The sequence below is a fragment of the Tabrizicola sp. genome (assembly GCF_030373185.1).
Lineage (GTDB): Bacteria > Pseudomonadota > Alphaproteobacteria > Rhodobacterales > Rhodobacteraceae > Tabrizicola.
In genome coordinates, this window is record NZ_JAUCZH010000009.1 from 19,022 (window position 1) to 38,200 (window position 19,179).

The following is a 19,179-nucleotide window of genomic DNA, read 5'->3' on the forward strand; positions in this document are numbered from 1 at the left end:
TCTTGTAACCCAAGGCCGCCCCCGACGCAGGGCGTGCGGCAATTACGGGAGATGCCTTGTGGGCAATGCGCGCAATATCGCTTTCTGGGTCGTCCTGCTGATCCTCGTCATGGCCTTGTTCCAGCTGTTTTCAGGTGGACAGACCACGTCGTCGTCTCGGACGCTGAGCTATTCCGACTTTATCGAAAGGGTCGATGCCGGGCAGATCGCCGGTGTGACGCTTGACGGTGAAAGGGTTATCGTCCGGTCCAAGGACGGAAATACCTATGTCGCCATCAAGCCGCCGGGTGATGCGGTGACCGACAATCTGTCCCGCGATCTGATCGCCAAGGGCGTTCAGGTGCAGGCCGAGCCGCAGGCGCAGTCGGGCTTCATGTCGCTTCTGTCGCTGTGGCTGCCTTTCATCGTGCTGATCGGCATCTGGCTGTTCTTCATGAACCGGATGCAGGGTGGCGGGCGTGGCGGGGCCATGGGCTTTGGCAAGAGCCGCGCGAAACTGCTGACCGAAAAGCAGGGCCGCGTCACGTTTGACGATGTGGCCGGCATCGACGAGGCCAAGGAAGAGCTGGAAGAGATCGTCGAATTCCTGCGCAATCCGCAGAAGTTCAGCCGTCTGGGCGGCAAGATCCCCAAAGGGGCGCTGCTGGTTGGTCCGCCCGGCACGGGTAAGACGCTTCTGGCCCGCGCCATCGCGGGGGAGGCTGGTGTGCCGTTCTTCACCATCAGCGGGTCCGACTTTGTGGAAATGTTCGTGGGTGTGGGTGCATCCCGTGTCCGCGACATGTTCGAGCAGGCCAAGAAGAACGCGCCCTGCATCGTGTTTATCGACGAGATTGACGCTGTCGGCCGGGCGCGTGGCGTTGGCATGGGCGGCGGCAATGACGAACGCGAGCAGACGCTGAACCAGCTTCTGGTCGAAATGGACGGGTTCGAGGCGAACGAGGGTGTGATCATCGTCGCCGCCACCAACCGCAAGGACGTGCTGGACCCCGCACTCCTGCGCCCCGGTCGCTTTGACCGTCAGATCCATGTGCCGAACCCCGATATCAAGGGCCGGGAAAAGATCCTGTCCGTCCATGCCCGCAAGGTGCCGCTGGGGCCGGATGTGGATCTGCGCACCATCGCGCGCGGCTCGCCGGGGTTCTCGGGCGCTGACCTGATGAACCTGGTGAACGAGGCCGCTCTCATGGCCGCCCGCGTTGGTCGGCGCTTTGTGACGATGGTCGATTTCGAGCAGGCCAAGGACAAGGTCATGATGGGCGCGGAACGCCGCAGCATGGTCCTGACTGACGACCAGAAGGAAAAGACGGCTTATCACGAGGCTGGTCACGCCATCGTCGGCATGGCGCTGCCGAAATGCGACCCGGTCTACAAGGCCACGATCATCCCGCGGGGCGGTGCCTTGGGGATGGTGGTTTCCTTGCCCGAAATGGACCGGTTGCAGATGCACAAGGACGAAGCCAAGCAGCGCATCGCGATGACGATGGCGGGCAAGGCGGCCGAGATCATCAAATATGGTGAGGAAGGCGTGTCCTCCGGCCCGGTGGGCGATATCCAGCAGGCCTCGGGTCTGGCGCGGGCGATGGTGATGCGCTGGGGGATGTCCGACAAGATCGGCAACATCGACTATTCCGAAGCGCATGAGGGTTATCAGGGCAACACGGCAGGCTTTTCGGTTTCGGCCGAGACCAAGCAGGCGATCGAGGGCGAGGTGAAATCGCTGATCGATGAGGGCTATGAAACCGCGCGGCGGATCCTGATCGAGAAGTCGGAAGATTTCGAGCGGCTGGCCAAGGGGCTTCTGGAATATGAGACCCTGACCGGCGACGAGATCCGCAAGGTTATCGCGGGTGAGCCGCTGGGTGGCAGCGATGATGGTGACAAGCCTGCCTCGGGCGGGGGAACCACCTCGATCGCGGCGATCCCGAAGACCCGCGCCCGCAAGCCGAAACCGGGAAGCGAGCCAGAGCCGGCACCGCTTTGACCGCCCGGAATCAAGGATTGCAAAGGCCCCGCAAATGCGGGGCCTTTCGCTTCATGGGGTAGCCCGCTAGATTTTTGTCGGGCAATGACGAGGTGCAGCGTGCTGACGGCTTACCGATCCCGGGGGCAAAGGCTGGAACGGCTTGATCTTGACCGCGACCGGTTGCTGGATGCGGTCTGGATCGATCTTGAGGCCCCCTCCTCTGCCGAGGAAAAGGCCGTGGAAACCGCGCTGGGGATAGGCATCCCGACGCGGGAAGACATGCAGGAGATCGAGGTCTCATCGCGCATCTACCGCGAGAACGGTGCGCTGTTTCTGACCGCTCAGATTCTGGCGACGGTTGCGGCGCACGAAACCGAGATCGGACCGGTGACCTTTGTCGTGCTGCCGGACCGGCTGGTCAGCGTTCACTATCACCGCCCCGGGTCTCTGACGAATTTCGCCGATCGGGCCGTGCGGCATGATGTGCCGCTGGCCTCGGGGATGGATACGCTTTTGGGCCTGCTTGAGGCTGCGGTGGACCGTCTGGCCGATATTCTGGAAGGCGAGGCGCGGAAACTGGATCTTCTTTCAACGACAATCTTCGAGGCGCATCGGCCTTCGGGGAAAAGCGAGACTCTGGGGGTGGTTCTGGAACGGCTGGGGCGTGGGGAAGACCTGAACGGCAAGGTGAACGAAAGTCTTGGCACGTTGCAGCGATTGCTTGGTCACCTGACCGCGACGGCCGACCACCCGGGCGAGGTGACATTGAAAGGGCGGGAACGGCAAGTCGCGCGGACAATCCTGCATGACGTGCGGTCGCTGAAGGAAGTCTCGGCGGCGCAGGCGGAAAAGGTGCGGTTCCTGCTGGATGCGACGCTGGGGGTGATCAGCATAAGGCAGTCCGACATCATCAAGATATTCTCGGTTGTGGCCTTCGTCTTCCTGCCCCCCACCCTGATCGCCAGCATCTACGGGATGAACTTTGTCCATATGCCGGAACTGGAATGGCCATGGGGCTATCCGATGGCGCTGGGCCTGATGCTTCTGTCGGCCTTGGTGCCTTGGGCGATCTTTCGGTGGAAGAAATGGCTTTGATCGCCGCCACCCGTCATGCAAAATCCGCTCTGGCAGACTTTTCCACGAGGTTCCGATGCCCGCCCTGATCCCGACCACCCATAGCGCCCGTGTCATCTGGCTGGGCGCGCAACCTGAACCGGTGGAGAAGCTGATCATCCGGTCGCTGCCGGTGCCGGAAATGCCGCTGAGCTTTGCCGGCTTTGCAGGCGAAAGCCACGCCGGGCTGACGCGGCCATCCTGTAGCCGGGTGCTGAAGCAGCACAAGCGCGGGACCGAGATCCGCAACGTCCGGCAGTTGGCGATCGTCAGCGCCGAGGAAATGGCCGAAGTCGCCGCCGCGATGGGGCTGGCGGTGATGGATTACGCATGGGTCGGCGCGTCGCTGGTGGTGGAGGGCATACCCGATTTCACCCATTTGCCGCCCTCCAGCCGGTTGCAGGGGCCGGACGGTGTGACCTTGGTGATCGACATGGAAAACCGCCCCTGTCAGGAGCCTGCGGTGACCATCGACAAGGTGCTGCCCGGGCAGGGCAAGGGGTTCTTGCGCGCGGCAACGGGAAAGCGCGGCGTGACAGCCTGGGTAGAACGCGAGGGTGTCTTGCGGCTGGGGGATGTGCTGACGCTGCATATCCCCGACCAGCGCGTCTGGGCGCATCTGGACGCGGCGCGCAAGCCGGGCTGAGCCGGGTCTGTTGTCTGCCCCGGAGGGTTTCACACCCTCCGAACCTCCCGCGGAGTATTTCTCAAAAGAGCAGGGGCAATTTGAATCAAATTGCGCGGGCCGTCGCGTTGCGTGCGCGATATTTCCGATCGGAAACCTGTGCTGGCGAATTTCGCGGCGTTTAGGTCGGAAACCGGCCTCGTCAACCCGGAATAGCCCGGTATCACGTCGCAAACGGAATATCCGCTGGATGGGAGACGCACATGGCCTTCAAGACCGACATCGAAATTGCGCGCGAGGCGAAGAAGCAGCCGATCATGGAGATCGGGGCCAAGCTGGGCATCCCTTCGGAGCATCTGCTGCCTTACGGCCATGACAAGGCCAAGGTCGGCCAGGAGTTCATCAAATCGCTGGCGGGACGTCCCGATGGCAAGCTGGTGCTGGTGACCGCGATCAACCCGACGCCTGCTGGCGAAGGCAAGACCACGACGACCGTGGGTCTGGGCGACGGTCTGAACCGGATCGGCAAGAAGGCCGTGGTCTGTATCCGCGAAGCGAGCCTTGGCCCGAACTTCGGGATGAAGGGCGGGGCTGCGGGCGGCGGGATGGCGCAGGTCGTGCCGATGGAGGAGATGAACCTTCACTTCACCGGCGACTTCCACGCGATCACATCCGCCCACAACCTTTTGTCGGCGATGATCGACAACCACATCTACTGGGGCAACGAACTGGCGATCGACGAGCGCCGCATCGTCTGGCGCCGGGTGATGGACATGAACGACCGCGCGCTGCGCGATATCGTGGTGAACCTTGGTGGTGTTGCCAACGGCTTTCCGCGCCAGACCGGGTTTGACATCACGGTGGCCTCGGAAGTCATGGCGATCCTGTGCCTGTCGAACGATCTGGAAGACCTGCAAAAGCGGCTTGGCGACATCGTTGTGGCCTATACCCGCGAGAAGAAGGCGATCTATGCCCGCGACGTCAAGGCCGATGGCGCGATGACCGTTCTTCTGAAGGACGCAATGCAGCCGAACCTTGTGCAGACGCTGGAGAACAACCCGGCCTTCGTGCATGGTGGCCCGTTTGCCAACATCGCGCATGGCTGCAATTCGGTCATCGCCACCAAGACCGCGCTGAAGCTGGGCGAGTATGTCGTCACCGAAGCGGGCTTCGGGGCTGACCTTGGTGCCGAGAAGTTCTTCGACATCAAGTGCCGGAAGGCGGGGTTGAAGCCCTCGGCAGCGGTCATCGTCGCCACGGTGCGGGCGATGAAGATGAACGGCGGCGTGGCCAAGGCCGATCTGGGTGCCGAGAATGTGGATGCCGTCAAGAAGGGTTGCCCGAACCTTGGCCGCCACATCTCGAACGTGAAATCCTTCGGGGTGCCGGTTGTCGTGGCGATCAACCACTTCTACAGCGATACCGATGCCGAGGTCGCAGCCGTCAAGGCCTATGTCGCCGAACAGGGGGCCGAAGCGATCCTGTGCAAGCATTGGGCCAATGGCAGCGCGGGCATCGAGGAACTTGCCCACAAGGTCGTGCAGATGGCGGAATCTGGCGCGGCGAACTTTGCCCCGCTTTACCCCGACGAGATGCCGCTGTTCCAGAAGCTCCAGACCATCGCCAAGCGCATCTACCATGCCGATGACGTGATTGCCGACAAGGCGATCCGCGATCAGCTGAAGACATGGGAAGCCGCGGGTTACGGGCATCTGCCGATCTGCGTGGCGAAGACCCAGTATTCCTTCACCACCGATCCCACGGTGCGTGGCGCGCCGACCGGCCATACCGTGCCGGTGCGTGAAGTGCGCTTGTCGGCCGGGGCAGGTTTCATCGTCGCGATCTGCGGTGAGATCATGACGATGCCCGGTCTGCCGAAGGTGCCGTCCGCCGAGGTGATCCGGCTGAACGATCAGGGCCAGGTCGAAGGCTTGTTCTAAGACGAGACAGTCGGGGACGAGACAGTCGGGCGCATTGCCCTTTGCGGGCTGTCCCCTTATCTGGGGGGCAGCCTGAAACGGGGAATACACCGATGCCAAAGCCCGCAGATTGCACGACCATGGCCCAGATCCGGGCCGAGATTGATCGGCTGGACGAAGACCTGGTCCGCCTCTTTGCCGAGCGGGCGGGCTATATCGACCGCGCGGCCGAGATCAAGGCGGAGGTGGATCTGCCCGCAAGGATCAACGGGCGGGTGGAGGAAGTGGTGCAGAACGTTCGCCGCCATGCCGCAACCCATGGGTTGCCGCCTGATCTGGTGGAAAAGCTGTGGCGGCGGTTGATTGACTGGTCCATCGCGCGCGAGGAAAGCAAGCTCGGACCGGACAGTTTGCGAAAGAGCTGAAAACAAGGGACTTTCTAGGCAAATGACCGCGACCTTGATTGACGGAAAGGCCATCGCGGCCAGAATGCGCAGCGCCACGCAGGCCGAGGCCGAAGCCTTGGCCGAGGCGGGATGGACGCCGAAACTTGTGTCAATCTCGGTCGGTGATGTGGCGGCGGCGGAACTTTACGTCCGCAATCAGCAGCGTCAGGCCGAAGCGGCGGGCGTGGCCTTCGAGGCGCGCAACTACCCCGAGACGATCTCGCTTGAACAGTTGCAGGGCGTGCTTGCCGGTCTGAATGCGGACCCTCGGGTGAACGGGATCATCATCCAGCGCCCTCTGCCGGCGCATATCCCGGTGAAGGCGCTGCAAAAGGCCGTGCATCCGATGAAGGATGTGGAAGGGATGCATCCGTCTTCCATCGGCAATATCGTTTACAACGATCTGACGCTTGGCCCCTGCACCGCCGTTGCTGCGGTGGAGATCCTGAAGACTCTGCCGTTGAAGATGGAGGGGCTGGATGTCTGTGTGATCGGCCATTCCGAGATTGTCGGCAAGCCGATTGCCTTTCTGATGATGGGGCTGGGGGCCACGGTGACTGTCTGCCACCACATGACGCGGCAGGTCGCGGTGCATAGCCGCGCGGCGGATGCGGTGTTCGTGGCGGTGGGCAAGCCCGGTCTGGTGAGGGGCGAGATGCTGAAGCCGGGGGCGGCGCTGATTGATATCGGGATCAACCGGGTAGACGGAAAGACGGTGGGCGACGCTGATTTCGACAGCTGTGCCGAGGTTGCGGGCTGGATTACACCGGTTCCGGGGGGTGTCGGTCCGGTGACGGTGGCGATCTTGATGAAGAACGCCGTGCTGGCCACGCGAATGCAGATGGAACATTACCGCAGCGCCTTTGCGGCAGCGGTCTAGGGGAGGAAACGGGATGACGGCATCGGTGATCGACGGCAAGGCCTTTGCGGCGAATGTCCGGGCGCAGGTCGCGGGGCATGTGACGCGGCTGAAAGAGGAAAACGGCATCCAGCCCGGTCTGGCCGTGGTTCTGGTCGGGGAAGACCCGGCGTCGCAGGTCTATGTCAGGAACAAGCACGCCTCGACCATCGAGGTTGGAATGGCATCTTTCGAACATCGGCTGGATGCGGCCACGGGCGAGGCGGAACTGCTGGCGCTGATCGACCGGTTGAACGCTGACCCGAAAGTGCATGGAATTCTGGTGCAGTTGCCGCTGCCAGCGCATCTGAACGCCGAATTGGTGATCAACCGCATTGATCCGGCGAAGGACGTGGACGGATTTCACATCTCGAACGTCGGGCTTCTGGGGACCGGGCAAAAGAGCATGGTGCCTTGCACGCCCCTGGGCTGTCTGATGATGCTGCGGGATCATCACGGGTCGCTGGCCGGGCTGAACGCGGTGGTGGTCGGGCGGTCGAATATTGTCGGCAAGCCGATGGCACAGCTTTTGCTGGGCGACAGCTGCACGGTGACGATTGCGCACAGCCGAACGAAAGACCTGACCGAAGTTTGCCGCCGTGCCGATATTCTGGTGGCGGCTGTCGGGCGGCCCGAGATGATTACCGGTGACATGGTGAAGCCCGGCGCCACGGTGATTGACGTCGGCATCAACCGGATCGAACGTGACGGCAAGGCCAAGCTGGTTGGTGACGTGCATTATGCCAGCGCCGCCGAAGTGGCGGGAGCGATCACGCCGGTGCCGGGCGGTGTGGGGCCGATGACGATTGCCTGCCTTCTGGCCAATACGCTGACCGCCTGCTGTCGGGCCAATGGGCTGGCGGAACCGGAAGGGCTGACGGCGTAGGAGCGCTTTGGCGCACCCTACCTTGGCATGGGGATCGCAAGGGCGCGCGAGCCGGTCAGAACGGCCAGCGCGTCCTTTGCCATGAGGGTGACAAGCGCGGGATCGTCGCTGCGCAGACCCCCGGTATAGACCCCAAAGGCTGGCAGGATCAGCCGGGCGGCATCGACGAGAAAGCTGGGTCTTGACTGGCCCGCAAGCCGGGCTTTCGGGTGGTAATGGCCTGAGATCTCGGCCATTTCGTTGGGATCTGCGATGTGGCGGAATGTGAAGGGGGCCAGCCGCAGTTCGGCCCGGTGCGTGCCGCCGATCTCGATCGGGCCAGGATCGTGGTTGCCGGTTATCCATGTCCAGTCGCGCCCGGCGATAAGACGGGTCAACCAGAGGCGGCAATCTTCATCAAGCCCATTGGCAGCTTCGGAATCGTCAAAGCTGTCACCAAGGCAAATGACGGCTGATGCATCCGTCATCTCCAGTTCACGGTCGAGCTTTTCCAAGGTCGCTTGCGTCTCGTAGGGCGGCAGAAGGGTGCCGCCGCGGCGGGCGAGACGCTCGGACTTGCCAAGGTGCAGGTCGGAGACGGCAAGAAGGTTTCGCGCGGGCCAGAAGAGGGCGCCGGAGGGACGCAGATGCAAGGTTTCGCCGTGGAAGAAAAACGCGTGATGCATGGGGATGCATGCCCCGGCGGCGGGTTCGGGGCAAGGGGCGGGATCGAAATTGAGTGCTTCGCACAAGTTGAATTCTCGCCTCTGGCGCAAGCGCCAACCGGCTTGTGGATGCCTCCGGCGGGAGTATTTCTGAAAAGAGCAAATGCTCAGGCGAGGCCGGCGGCTTCCATCAGGGTCTGGGCCTCGGCGGAGGCGAGGCGGTCGCGGCCGGTCCCATGGACGGGGATGCGGCCGGGTTCAAAGAAAAGGGGGGCCGCGAGGGGAGTGACGCGGGAGAGGCGTTTCAGGTCAATCCGGTTTTTGACGCGGGCGAGCAGGGCTTCGATGCGGGAGAAGTCGATCAGGCCGCGGAGGGCCTCTTCGCGGGTGATCTGGAGGAGGAGGTGGTCGGGGTCGTATTTTCGGAGCGTGTCGTAGAGAATGTCGGAGGAGAAGGTCGCCTGGCGGCCGGTCTTGCGGCGGCCCTGATGCGACCGCTCGATCAGGCCCGCGATGATGGCGGTGGCGCGGAAGGTGCGCTTCATCACGGCGTTGCCGGAGAGCCAGATCTCCAGCCCCTGGCGCAGGGTATCGGGGTCAAAGAGGGGGGCGGGATCGGTGACCGGGTCGAGGCCCCAGATCAGGGTGGCGTAGTCGGTGGCGACGAATCCCAAGGGGGCAAGGCCTTGGGATTCCATCTGTTTGGTCAGAAGGAGGCCGAGGGTTTGCTGGGCGTTGCGGCCGGCAAAGCCGTAGACGACGAGGTGTTCGCGGCCATCGTGCGGGAAGGATTCCAGAAGGAGGGAGTGAGGCTCCGGGAGGCGGGAGACCTTGCGTTGCAGGGCCAGCCATTGTGCGGTGTGGGCGGGCAGGTCGGGCCAGCTATCGGCTTGGAAGATTTCAAGGATGCGGTCGGCGAGAAGGGTGGAGGTGGCGAATTTGGTGCCGTTGAAGACGGCGACCTTGGGGTCGCGGCCGGGGGTTCTGGACACCTCGACGGTCATTTCGCGCAAGCCCTCGTAGCGGACGATCTGGCCGCCGATCAGGAAGGTGTCGCCGGGGGTGAGGGTGGCGGCGAAGGATTCCTCGACCTCTCCCAGCGGGGTGCCGTGGTTGCGCAGGCGCACTTTCAGGGTCTCGATGTCGATGATCGTGCCGAGGTTCTGGCGGATCAGGGCGGCGCTGCGGGAATCCCTCAGGTGCCATTTACCATTCGTTGACTTCAATCTTTGCCAGCGGTCATAGGCCTTCAGCGCGTAGCCGCCGGTGGCGACGAAATCGAGGCAGGCGTCGAATTCCGGTTTGGTCAGAAGGGCATAGGGGCCAGCGGTGATGATTTCCGCGTAGAGTTGGTCGGCATCGAACGGCCCGGCGCAGGCGGTGGCGAGGATGTGCTGGCAGAGGACGTCGCGCGGGCCGGGGCCGCGGGGTTCGCCGTCAAGCGTGTGGGCGCAGACGGCATCCAAAGCCGCTTGGCATTCGACAACCTCAAACCGGTTGGCGGGGACGAGAAGGGCCTTGGATGGGGCGTTGTAGCGGTGGTTGGCACGGCCGATCCTTTGCACGAGGCGTTTCACGTTTTTCGGTGCGCCGACCTGAATGACCAGATCGACATCGCCCCAGTCGATTCCGAGGTCGAGGGAGCCAGTGCAGACGACGGCCCTGAGCGCCCCTGCGGTCATCGCCTGTTCGACGCGTTCGCGTTGTTCACGGCTTAGGCTGCCATGGTGGATACCGATCGGCAGGTCTTGGGTGTTCTGTAGCCAGAGGTCGTGGAAAAAGAGTTCCGCCTGCGCGCGCGTGTTGTGGAAGATGAGGGTGGTCTTGTGGCGGGTGATCTCGTTCAGGATCGCGGGGATGGCGTAGCGGCCGCCGCCGCCGCTCCACGGCGGGGGGGCGTCTGTTTCCAGCATGGAGATGTCGGGGTCGGGGCCGGGGTCTGCTTGCAGGATCGTGGTGTCCGGGGAGAGGAAGCGGGCGAGGGCGGGCGGATTTTCGACCGTGGCGGAAAGGCCGATGCGGCGGAGGCTGGGGTTCAGAGATTGCAGGCGGGCGAGTTGCAAGGTGAGCTGGTCGCCGCGTTTGGATTCCGCGAGAGCGTGGATTTCGTCAACGATAACCCGCTGCAATCCTGCAAAAATCCGGGGGGCATCTTCGTAGCTGAGAAGAAGTGCGAGGCTTTCGGGCGTGGTCAGCAGGATATGTGGCGGGTCGGCGCGCTGGCGGCGGCGCTGAGTGTAGGAGGTGTCGCCAGTGCGATCCTCGACCCGGATCTTGAGGCCCGCGCCCTCGATCGGCCGACCAAGGTTGCGGCGGATATCGGCGGTGAGGGCCTTGAGTGGCGAGACATAGAGGGTGTGAAGGCCGGAGGGTGGGGCGGCGCCCAGTTCGGCCAAGGTGGGCAGGAAACCGGCTAGGGTCTTGCCGCCACCGGTCGGCGCGATGAGGAGGGTCGCGGGGTCATTGGCCCGGGCCAGCATGTCCTGTTGATGGGGGTGCAGTGTCCAGCCATTTGCGGCGAACCAGTCGGAAAGGGCTGCGGGGAGCGTTGTCATGCGGCAGAGATAATGCGGCGGGGACAGTTGGGAAACCGGGTGCAGCGCTCTTGGTGTCAATGCGTTGATCTGGTTGGAAAATCTGCGTCTTCTCCGGGTCTTGCCCTGATCTTGCTTCCGTCTCCACGCGCGAAAGACCAAGCGGGCGTCAGCCATTGCGGCCCGAATCGGGGGGTGCGGCCTGCGGAACCTGGGCGCGCGAAGGATTTCCGGCGCGCGGTCTTTTTTCTGGGCGGTTGTTCCGGGCCGGGTCGTGTTGCTGGAACTGCCGCGCTTTTTCGGCAAGGGCGCGTCATTCCCCTTGCCCGGCCACGGCCACAGGCCTAATCGGGGGCCATGAGAATGCTTTTCCTTGGCGATGTGATGGGCCGATCTGGCCGGACGGCGGTGACCGAGCGGCTGCCCGGATTGCGGGCGCAATGGGGCCTCGATTTCGTGGTCGTGAATGGCGAGAATGCCAGTCAGGGTGCGGGGATCACCGGCGACCATGCCAAGGCGCTTTTGGCGGCTGGGGCGGATTGTCTGACGCTGGGCGACCATGCCTTTGACCAGAAGGACATGCTGAGCTTCATCGAGCAGGAACCGCGGATCATCCGGCCCCTGAACTTTTCCAAGGTTGCGCCGGGCAAGGGGTTTCGGGTGTTCGAGGCGACGCATGGCCGCAAGGTTCTGGTGACGCAGGCCTTGGGGCAGGTGTTCATGAAGCGGCCTTTCGATGACCCGTTTTCCGCGCTGGAGTCGGTCTTGAAGACGCACCGGCTGGGCGCTGTGGTGCAGGCCGCGATTGTCGATATCCATGCCGAGGCCACCAGCGAGAAGATGGCGACCGGGCATTGGTGCGACGGGATGGCGTCTTTGGTGGTTGGCACGCATACGCATGTGCCGACCGGGGATGCGATGATCCTTGCGAAAGGCACAGGCTACCTGACGGACGCGGGCATGTGCGGCGATTATGACAGCGTGATCGGGATGGAAAAGCTGGAGCCATTGCGCCGCTTCATCACCGGGATGGCGAAGTCGCGGTTCGAGCCTGCGGCTGGTGCCGCGACCCTGTCGGGCGTGTTCGTGGAAACGGACGACAAGACCGGGCTTGCCTTGCGCGTGCGGATGGTACGGGTGGGTGGTCGGCTGGAAGAGGCGCTGCCTTGAGCGATCACCGAGCAGGTGGCCTTGTGGCCCCTTCCAACCCGGCGGCCGATCCTGTTTCGTCCGCCCTGTCGCGCGAGAGAGAGAGCGCCTTTGTCGACAGCCGGTGGTTCCTTGTGCTGGTCCTGATCCTGCTGGGGCTTGCCTGGGGATCGACGCAGAGCCTTGGCAAGATGGCGACGGCGACGGGGCATCAGCCGTTCGGATTGATCTTCTGGCAGTTGCTGGTCGGTGCGGTGGTGCTGGGGGCGGTGTCGGGCTTTCGAGGCAGGGGGCTGGTGCTGACACGCCCGGCGCTGACGTTCTATGTGGTGGTGGCGGTGATCGGCACGATCATCCCGAACGCGACCTTTTATGCGTCGGTCGTGCATTTGCCGGCGGGGATCATGTCGATCCTGATCTCGACCGTGCCGTTTCTGGCTTTTCCGATGGCGCTGGCCTTGGGGCTGGACCGGTTCTCGGCCGGGCGGCTGGCGGGGCTGGCGCTGGGGCTGACGGGCGTGGCGTTGATCGCGTCGCCGGGGGGCGGCGGTGCGGTCAGTATCGGCTGGTTGATGGTGGCGATGGTGGGGCCGCTCTTTTATGCCATAGAGGCGAATTTCGTGGCGCGGGGCGGCACGGCCGGGATGGATGCGGTGCAGGCGATGTTCGGTGTGTCGGTGGTGGGCATGGTTCTGGCCGCGCCGCTTGCCTGGGGCAGTGGGCAATGGGTGGACCCGTTTCCGATGGCGCGGGCGGAATGGGCCTTGGCTGCCTCGTCGGTCGTGCATGCGCTGGTCTATGCCAGCTATGTCTGGCTGGCATCCAAGGCGGGTTCGGTCTTCGCCTCGCAAACCGCTTATCTGGTGACGGCGTCGGGCGTTTTCTGGGCTATGCTTCTTTTGGGCGAGCGATTTTCGCCCGTGGTCTGGGCCGCGCTTGTGATCATGCTGACCGGCGTGGCATTGGTGCAACCACGCGCCAGGGCGGAAGCCTTGGTCTGACGGCGGAGGGTGGATGTTCGGACTTGCGATCCCTGTGGAGACGCAGCCTTTCGTGGCTTTGGCGATCCTTGTGGTCATGTTCGCGCTGTTCGTGCGCGAGACCTATCCGGTCGAGGTGACCTCGATCGGGGCGGCGGCGGCGATGGTGGTGCTGGGCATCCTGCCGCAGGGTGAGGTTTTGCGCGCCTTGTCGAACGCCGGGCCGTGGACGATTGCGGCGATGTTCATCATCGTCGGCGCGCTGGTGCGGACCGGGGCGCTGGACTGGCTGTCGCATCAGGCGATCCGCTTTGTCGAGACGGCGCCCAAGCGGGCGCTGGGCGGAATTTCGGCGGGGGTTGTCGGCATGTCAGCCTTCATGAACAACACGCCATTGGTGGTGGTGGGAATCCCGGTCTTCATGCGATTGGCGAAGGCGATGCAGGTTTCTCCGTCCAAGCTGTTGATCCCGCTGAGCTATCTTTCGATCATGGGCGGGACTCTGACCCTGATCGGCACCTCGACCAACCTGGTGGTTGACGGGGTGGCGCGCGACCGGGGGCTGGAGCCGTTTGGAATTTTCGAGATCACGCCCTTGGGTCTGGCCTGTGCGGCCGTGGGCATGGTCTATCTGGCGCTGTTCACCCGGCGGCTCTTGCCCGACCGCGACAGCATGGCCGCGATGCTGACCGACCGCGCGCGGATGAAGTTCTTTACGGATGTTGCCATCCCCGAGGACAGCGGGCTGATCGGGCAGCGGCTGGATCAGGTTGCGCTGTTCAAGCGCGAAAGCCTCCGGGTGATCGACGTCCTGCGCGGTGACCTCAGCCTGCGGCGGGGCTTGCAGGACGTGGTGCTGGAGGCGGGCGACCGGGTGGTTCTGCGCACGCCGATGGCCGAGGTACTGGCGCTTCAAGGCGAAAAGGAATTGCGGCTGATCGACAAGCTGAGTTCGGTGCAGACCACGACGGTGGAGGTTCTGATCACGCCGGGGTGCCATATGGTCGGCCGGTCGCTGGGGTCGATGCGTCTGCGGCGGCGTTATGGGGTCTATCCGCTGGCCGTGCATCGCAAGAACCAGAACATCGGCCGGCAGCTGGATGATCTGGTGGTGCAGGTCGGCGATACGCTGCTTCTGGAGGGCGCGCCGGGCGATATCCAGAGGCTGGCGGCAGAGATGGAGATGGTGGACATCTCGGCCCCGTCCGAGCGGCCCTATCGGCGGCGGCATGCGCCGATTGTGATGGCTGTGCTGGCGGCGGTGGTTGGGCTGGCGGCACTGGATGTGGCGCCGATTCTGGTGCTGGCGCTGCTGGGCGTGGCGGTGGTGCTGCTCACGCGCTGCATCGATGCCGAGGAGGCCTTTGGCTATGTCGACGGCCGCTTGCTGGCGATGATCTTTGCGATGCTTGCGGTGGGTGCCGGGTTGGAACATTCCGGCGCGGTCGATATGATCGTTGGCGCGGCAGCGCCGGGACTGGCGGGTTTGCCGCCGTTCCTGCTGATCTTTGTGATCTACGGGTTGACCTCCACCCTGACCGAGATCGTATCCAACAACGCGGTTGCCGTGATCCTGACGCCCGTGGTCATCGGGCTGGCGAACCAGATGGGTGTTGATCCGCGCCCCTTCGTGGTGGCGGTGATGTTCGCCGCCTCGGCTTCGTTTGCGACACCGATCGGGTATCAGACGAACACGCTGGTCTATGGGCCGGGGGGGTATCGGTTCACCGATTTCATCCGGATCGGGTTGCCGTTGAACGTGGTGATGATGTTTGCGATGTCGGCGCTGATCCCGCTGTTCTTTCCGTTCTGAGCCATATCGGCCTGCGGCACCGGGCTTGCGGTCGCGCCGGGCGCTGGTGTAGAGGACGCCAGCACCGACAAATGACCGGAGACAGGGCTCATGGCAGGCCATTCGAAATGGGCGAACATCCAGCACCGCAAGGGCAAGCAGGACAAGCTGCGCTCCAAGATGTTTTCCAAGCTGGCGAAGGAAATCACCGTTGCCGCGAAGATGGGGATGCCGGACCCGGACATGAACCCGCGTCTGCGGCTGGCGGTGAAGGCCGCGAAAGCCGTGTCGATGCCGAAGGACGTGATCGATCGGGCGATCAAGAAATCCCAGATGGGCGACGGGGCCGATTACACCGAGATCCGCTATGAGGGTTACGGGGTCAACGGCATCGCGATCATCGTAGAGGCGATGACCGACAACGTGAATCGCACGGCGTCAAACGTGCGGTCGTATTTCTCAAAGAGCGGCGGGAACCTTGGCACCACCGGATCTGTCGCGCACAGCTTTGATCGGGTGGGCGAGATCAGCTATCCCGCCTCGGCCGGTTCGGCCGATGACGTGATGATGGCGGCCCTTGAGGCCGGGGCGGATGACGTGGAATCCGACGAGGACGGCCATTGGATCTATTGCCAGGTCGAGGCGCTGTCGGAGGTTTCGGACGCGCTGGAAAAGGCCTTGGGCGAATCAACGGAATCCAAGCTGGTCTGGAAGCCGCAGACCCGGACCGAGGTTGATCTGGACACGGCACAAAAGTTGATGCGGCTGATCGATCTGCTGGAAGAAGATGACGATGTGCAGACCGTGACGCACAACTTCGACATCCCCGAGGAAGTGGCCGCGCAACTGGAGTGATTGCTCCATCCTGCCGCCACTCAAGGATATCTTCTGGCAAGACCCTTGCAATCTGACGCCAAATGGCGCATATAGCAGGGGCAAAGCTTCTTCTCTTTCGGTCTTCTGTCTGCCATTCGGCCCGCAGCTCTTCGAACGTGACGACACTTGAGCCGGGCCATCGCATGTTGTGGGTGGCACAATGACAGGAGATATCACGATGGCCAATGGCACCGTGAAGTGGTTCAACGCAACCAAGGGTTTCGGTTTCATCGCTCCGGCTGGTGGTTCCAAGGACGTGTTCGTCCATGTGACCGCGCTGGAACGCGCTGGCATCCGTTCGCTTCCCGATGGGCAAGCTGTGACCTATGACGTCGAGCAAGACCGCAACGGCCGTGAATCGGCTGTGAACCTCGCGCTCGCATAAGATACCGGTCCTTCGGGATCTGATCTTGAACGGGGGTGGCGCAAGCCGCCCCCGTTTGCTTTTTCGTGTCAGGCGGGGACCAGCATCCGGCCCGCGACGCTGCGGATGGCCTGGGTAAGCGGTGCAAGGGCCGGCGCGGCAAGGCGGGTGAACTGCCAATGCAGCGCCACGTCCAGCGGGGTATCCGGCGCAAGCTCGACCAGAGTGCCTTGGTTGAGGTGGGGTGCCGCCAGTATCTCGGGGTTCATGGTCCAGCCAAGGCCGTGCAGGCTGGCATCGAGGAAGGCCTGCGTCGAAGCCATGCGGTGGCTGGAGAATGCCACCCGGCGGGCGCCGGTGCCGATATGGCGAATGATCCACTTTTCCTGCAGGCGGTCCTTGTCCGAGAAGGTGATCGCCGGCGCCTGAGCAAGTGCCTTTGCGGTCGGGCCGTCGGGGAACCAGCGCCGCGCGAAGGTCGGTGACGCGGTGGCGCGAAAGCGCAGGCTGCCGAGGGGCAGCGTATCACACCCCTGAAGCGGCCCGGCGTGGGAGGTGATGGCAGCAACCACTTCGCCACGCTTCAGCCATTCCTGGCTTACGTCTTCTTCATCGATCACGAGGTCGAACAGCAGCCCTTCGGTCGCGGCGAGGGCCGGGATCACCCATGTGGCAAGGCTGTCGGCGTTGACGGCGATGCGCAGGGTGGCCGGACCGGTGGAGAGCCCGGGCAGGTCGGCCACGAGGGTTCTTTCAAGCAGCGCGACCTCGTCATGATGGCGGATCAGGCGAAGCCCGGTTTCGGTGGCGGTGCAGGGCTGGCCACGGCGGACCAGCAGCGTTCCGGTCGCCTCTTCCAGAGCCTTGATGCGTTGCGAGATGGCGGAGGGCGTCACCCCCAGCGCCGCCGCCGCAAAGTCGAAGGAACCGCGCCGGTGGACGGCGGCGAGAGCGGCGAGTTGGGCGGGGTCGAGCATGAGAGATGCTAACTTTACTTCAGAAATATTAATTTGATTGATGCAGCGCGCTGCGGATAGGTCAAGCCGGAAACGGTGAAATGACAAGGGTGGGCAGGAACATGGGTGAGCGGGATATCGCGGTCTTGTTGCGGGGGATGGAGCCGGTCCTTTCCGAGGCACCCTATGGCTTTGCGGTCTGGACCGGCGGGGCGCTGGTCCTTCGGCCCTTCGCCACGGTCGCCGAGGACGAGGGGCTGACCGTGGTGGCCGGGTTGGCAGAGATGCAGGCCGAGGGGTTGGCATCGGACCCATGGGCGCGGATCAGTCTGACCATTCACAGTGACCTTGCGGCCGTTGGCTTGGCGGCGACCCTTGCCACGGCTCTGGCAGAGTTCGGGATCAGCGCCAATGTGATCGCGGGGTTCCATCACGACCATATCTTCGTGCAATGGGACCGGCGCCACGAAGCGCTGGCCGCCCTGCGGGCGTTGTCGCGTGCTTGAGGCGGCGCTTCAGGGTTATGTCGTGGCCATCAGCCTGATCCTTGCGATCGGGGCGCAGAATGCCTTTGTGCTTCGGCAGGGGTTGCGACGGGAACATGTGGCGGCGGTGGTCGCCGTCTGCGCGCTGTCGGACGCGATGCTGATCGGTGCCGGGGTGGCGGGGTTTGGCGCGCTGTCACGGGCCGTGCCATGGATCGGCGAGGCGATGCGCTGGACCGGTGTGGCGTTCCTTCTGGTCTATGGCGCAGCGTGCTTTCGCGCGGCGCTGAAGGGCGGCGAGGCGCTGTTGCCGTCGCAAGCGCCGGCGGCACCGCTGGGCAAGGTGGTGGCGACCTGTCTGGTGCTGACCTGGGCCAATCCGCATGTCTATCTGGATACGGTGGTGCTGATCGGCTCGATCTCGGCGCAGTATACCCCGCATCAGCTGGCGTTCGGAATCGCTGCGGCCTGCGGGTCGTTGAGCTTTTTCAGCGCGCTGGGCTTTGGTGCGCGGCTGCTTGCGCCGGTCTTTGCGAAGCCCGTGGCCTGGGTCTGGCTGGAGGTTGGGGTAGGCTCTACGATGTGGGCGATTGCGGCGGCGCTTGCCTTTGGCTGAGGCTTCGGTTTCAGTGCGCCCCATGCATGTGCCAAGCGATCTGGGCCGCCCCGTCGAAGGGGTCTTGTGGATGCTGGCCACCACGGTTGCCTTTGTCGGGGTCAATGGCATTGTCCGGCATCTTGGAACCGACCTTCCGGCGGCGCAATCGGCTTTCATCCGCTTTGTCTTTGGGCTTTCGTTCCTGGCCCCGGCGATATGGCAGGCGCGGGCGACGCGCTTTCCGGTGCCGGTATTGTGGCTGTTCGGCTGGCGCGGGGCCTTGCATGTGGCGGCGGTGATCTTCTGGTTCTACGCCATGGCGCGGGTGCCGGTGGCGGAAATGGCGGCGATCGGGTTTCTGAACCCGGTCGTGGTGCTGGTGATTGCGGGTCTTCTGTTGGGCGAGGGGCTGGGGCGCGGGCGGGTGATCAGCGTGCTGGTCGCCTTGGCGGGCGCGCTGATCGTGCTGCGGCCGGGCCTGCGTGAGGTGTCGGTGGGGCATCTGGCGCAACTGGCGGCGACCTTGTGCTTTGCGGTCAGCTATATCTTTGCCAAGCGGCTAAGCGGGCTGGCCCCGGCGGCGGTGGTCGTGGCGGTGCTGTCGGTGACGGTGGCGGCGGGGTTGGCGCCGATTGCGTGGTGGGTCTGGCAACCGGTGACGGGGGTGCAACTGGCATGGCTGGCGCTGGTTGCGGCGCTGGCGACCTTGGGGCATTACACGATGACGCGGGCGTTCAGTGCTGCACCTTTGGCGGTCACGCAGCCGGTGACGTTCTTGCAGATCATCTGGGCCGCCCTCTTGGGCGCGCTGGTCTTTGGCGAGGGGGTGGATGCCTTCGTGCTGCTGGGGGGCGCGCTGATCGTGGGCGCGGTCAGCCTGAACACCTGGGCCGAGGCGCGACGCGGGCGGATTCCGCCGCAGCCGGTGCCGTAGGGTGTTGCGTGGGC

Annotated in this window: 18 protein-coding genes; 15 read left to right on the forward strand and 3 right to left on the reverse strand. The window is 64.0% G+C overall.

The window, feature by feature from the left end:
- Positions 1 to 58 precede the first annotated feature (58 nt).
- The 7 genes from ftsH (at position 59) to folD (ending at position 7,853) form a co-directional block, all read left to right on the forward strand.
- Positions 59 to 1,984, forward strand: coding sequence for an ATP-dependent zinc metalloprotease FtsH (ftsH, locus tag QUV21_RS16675; protein ID WP_300856434.1), 1,926 nt, complete (start codon positions 59 to 61; stop codon positions 1,982 to 1,984).
- An 84-nt stretch (positions 1,985 to 2,068) separates the two neighbouring features.
- Positions 2,069 to 3,061, forward strand: coding sequence for a magnesium transporter CorA family protein (locus QUV21_RS16680; protein WP_300856435.1), 993 nt, complete (start codon positions 2,069 to 2,071; stop codon positions 3,059 to 3,061).
- 55 nt (positions 3,062 to 3,116) lie between these two features.
- Complete coding sequence (locus QUV21_RS16685) at positions 3,117 to 3,725, forward strand: sulfurase (RefSeq protein WP_300856436.1); 609 nt, start codon at positions 3,117 to 3,119, stop codon at positions 3,723 to 3,725.
- Between the two features lie 242 nt (positions 3,726 to 3,967).
- Positions 3,968 to 5,644 carry a formate--tetrahydrofolate ligase gene (locus QUV21_RS16690; protein ID WP_300856437.1) on the forward strand — a complete coding sequence of 559 codons (1,677 nt, stop codon included), beginning with the start codon at positions 3,968 to 3,970 and terminating at the stop codon, positions 5,642 to 5,644.
- 92 nt (positions 5,645 to 5,736) lie between these two features.
- Entirely contained in the window at positions 5,737 to 6,048 is a 312-nt protein-coding gene (locus QUV21_RS16695; RefSeq protein ID WP_300856438.1) for a chorismate mutase, read from the forward strand.
- A 22-nt stretch (positions 6,049 to 6,070) separates the two neighbouring features.
- The gene (locus QUV21_RS16700) at positions 6,071 to 6,949 is read left to right on the forward strand and encodes a bifunctional 5,10-methylenetetrahydrofolate dehydrogenase/5,10-methenyltetrahydrofolate cyclohydrolase (protein WP_300856439.1); all 879 of its coding nucleotides are present in this window, start codon (positions 6,071 to 6,073) and stop codon (positions 6,947 to 6,949) included.
- Positions 6,950 to 6,962: 13 nt separating this feature from the next.
- Complete coding sequence (folD, locus tag QUV21_RS16705; RefSeq protein WP_300856440.1) at positions 6,963 to 7,853, forward strand: bifunctional methylenetetrahydrofolate dehydrogenase/methenyltetrahydrofolate cyclohydrolase FolD; 891 nt, start codon at positions 6,963 to 6,965, stop codon at positions 7,851 to 7,853.
- A gap of 17 nt (positions 7,854 to 7,870) precedes the next feature.
- Here the strand turns inward: folD and pdeM are convergent, their stop codons facing one another.
- Entirely contained in the window at positions 7,871 to 8,518 is a 648-nt protein-coding gene (pdeM, locus tag QUV21_RS16710; RefSeq protein ID WP_300856441.1) for a ligase-associated DNA damage response endonuclease PdeM, read from the reverse strand.
- Positions 8,519 to 8,664: 146 nt separating this feature from the next.
- Positions 8,665 to 11,052 carry a ligase-associated DNA damage response DEXH box helicase gene (locus QUV21_RS16715; protein ID WP_300856478.1) on the reverse strand — a complete coding sequence of 796 codons (2,388 nt, stop codon included), beginning with the start codon at positions 11,050 to 11,052 and terminating at the stop codon, positions 8,665 to 8,667.
- Between the two features lie 336 nt (positions 11,053 to 11,388).
- Between QUV21_RS16715 and QUV21_RS16720 the strand changes: the two genes are divergently transcribed.
- The 5 genes from QUV21_RS16720 to QUV21_RS16740 all read left to right on the forward strand — a co-directional run bounded on the left by QUV21_RS16720 (position 11,389) and on the right by QUV21_RS16740 (position 16,213).
- A complete protein-coding gene (locus QUV21_RS16720) occupies positions 11,389 to 12,201 on the forward strand; it encodes a TIGR00282 family metallophosphoesterase (RefSeq protein WP_300856442.1) in 813 nt (270 codons plus the stop codon).
- On the forward strand, positions 12,198 to 13,181 hold the full coding sequence (locus tag QUV21_RS16725) for a DMT family transporter (protein ID WP_300856443.1): 984 nt from the start codon (positions 12,198 to 12,200) through the stop codon (positions 13,179 to 13,181). Before QUV21_RS16720 ends, QUV21_RS16725 begins: the two co-directional genes overlap by 4 nt.
- 13 nt (positions 13,182 to 13,194) lie before the next feature.
- Positions 13,195 to 14,973: an SLC13 family permease gene (locus QUV21_RS16730; RefSeq protein ID WP_300856444.1), complete on the forward strand. Its 1,779-nt coding sequence runs from the start codon at positions 13,195 to 13,197 to the stop codon at positions 14,971 to 14,973.
- 90 nt (positions 14,974 to 15,063) lie between these two features.
- Positions 15,064 to 15,807: a YebC/PmpR family DNA-binding transcriptional regulator gene (locus tag QUV21_RS16735; RefSeq protein ID WP_300856445.1), complete on the forward strand. Its 744-nt coding sequence runs from the start codon at positions 15,064 to 15,066 to the stop codon at positions 15,805 to 15,807.
- Positions 15,808 to 16,006: 199 nt separating this feature from the next.
- The gene (locus QUV21_RS16740) at positions 16,007 to 16,213 is read left to right on the forward strand and encodes a cold-shock protein (RefSeq protein ID WP_300856480.1); all 207 of its coding nucleotides are present in this window, start codon (positions 16,007 to 16,009) and stop codon (positions 16,211 to 16,213) included.
- Positions 16,214 to 16,281: 68 nt separating this feature from the next.
- On the opposite strand, the gene QUV21_RS16745 is transcribed toward QUV21_RS16740, so the two are convergent.
- Entirely contained in the window at positions 16,282 to 17,169 is an 888-nt protein-coding gene (locus QUV21_RS16745; RefSeq protein ID WP_300856447.1) for a LysR family transcriptional regulator ArgP, read from the reverse strand.
- Positions 17,170 to 17,249: 80 nt separating this feature from the next.
- Here QUV21_RS16745 and QUV21_RS16750 point away from each other — a divergent pair, with 80 nt between their 5' ends.
- Genes QUV21_RS16750 through QUV21_RS16760 form a run of 3 tightly spaced genes read left to right on the forward strand, consistent with a single transcriptional unit; the run spans position 17,250 to position 19,165 of the window.
- Positions 17,250 to 17,654, forward strand: coding sequence for an ACT domain-containing protein (locus tag QUV21_RS16750; protein ID WP_300856449.1), 405 nt, complete (start codon positions 17,250 to 17,252; stop codon positions 17,652 to 17,654).
- Positions 17,647 to 18,249, forward strand: a complete 603-nt coding sequence (locus tag QUV21_RS16755) for a LysE/ArgO family amino acid transporter (protein WP_300856451.1) — start codon at positions 17,647 to 17,649, stop codon at positions 18,247 to 18,249. Before QUV21_RS16750 ends, QUV21_RS16755 begins: the two co-directional genes overlap by 8 nt.
- A 22-nt stretch (positions 18,250 to 18,271) precedes the next feature.
- A complete protein-coding gene (locus QUV21_RS16760; protein ID WP_300856452.1) occupies positions 18,272 to 19,165 on the forward strand; it encodes a DMT family transporter in 894 nt (297 codons plus the stop codon).
- The last annotated feature ends 14 nt before the right edge of the window (positions 19,166 to 19,179 follow it).

Coding starts and splice junctions, on each gene's coding strand:
- QUV21_RS16715 (WP_300856478.1), bottom strand. CDS start 11,052: ATGACAACGCTCCCCGCAGCCCTTTCCGACTGGTTCGCCGCAAATGGC.
- QUV21_RS16750 (WP_300856449.1), top strand. CDS start 17,250: ATGACAAGGGTGGGCAGGAACATGGGTGAGCGGGATATCGCGGTCTTG.
- QUV21_RS16745 (WP_300856447.1), bottom strand. CDS start 17,169: ATGCTCGACCCCGCCCAACTCGCCGCTCTCGCCGCCGTCCACCGGCGC.
- folD (WP_300856440.1), top strand. CDS start 6,963: ATGACGGCATCGGTGATCGACGGCAAGGCCTTTGCGGCGAATGTCCGG.
- QUV21_RS16720 (WP_300856442.1), top strand. CDS start 11,389: ATGAGAATGCTTTTCCTTGGCGATGTGATGGGCCGATCTGGCCGGACG.
- QUV21_RS16730 (WP_300856444.1), top strand. CDS start 13,195: ATGTTCGGACTTGCGATCCCTGTGGAGACGCAGCCTTTCGTGGCTTTG.
- QUV21_RS16690 (WP_300856437.1), top strand. CDS start 3,968: ATGGCCTTCAAGACCGACATCGAAATTGCGCGCGAGGCGAAGAAGCAG.
- QUV21_RS16695 (WP_300856438.1), top strand. CDS start 5,737: ATGCCAAAGCCCGCAGATTGCACGACCATGGCCCAGATCCGGGCCGAG.
- QUV21_RS16735 (WP_300856445.1), top strand. CDS start 15,064: ATGGCAGGCCATTCGAAATGGGCGAACATCCAGCACCGCAAGGGCAAG.
- QUV21_RS16700 (WP_300856439.1), top strand. CDS start 6,071: ATGACCGCGACCTTGATTGACGGAAAGGCCATCGCGGCCAGAATGCGC.
- QUV21_RS16680 (WP_300856435.1), top strand. CDS start 2,069: ATGACGAGGTGCAGCGTGCTGACGGCTTACCGATCCCGGGGGCAAAGG.
- QUV21_RS16685 (WP_300856436.1), top strand. CDS start 3,117: ATGCCCGCCCTGATCCCGACCACCCATAGCGCCCGTGTCATCTGGCTG.
- QUV21_RS16740 (WP_300856480.1), top strand. CDS start 16,007: ATGGCCAATGGCACCGTGAAGTGGTTCAACGCAACCAAGGGTTTCGGT.
- QUV21_RS16760 (WP_300856452.1), top strand. CDS start 18,272: ATGCATGTGCCAAGCGATCTGGGCCGCCCCGTCGAAGGGGTCTTGTGG.
- pdeM (WP_300856441.1), bottom strand. CDS start 8,518: ATGCATCACGCGTTTTTCTTCCACGGCGAAACCTTGCATCTGCGTCCC.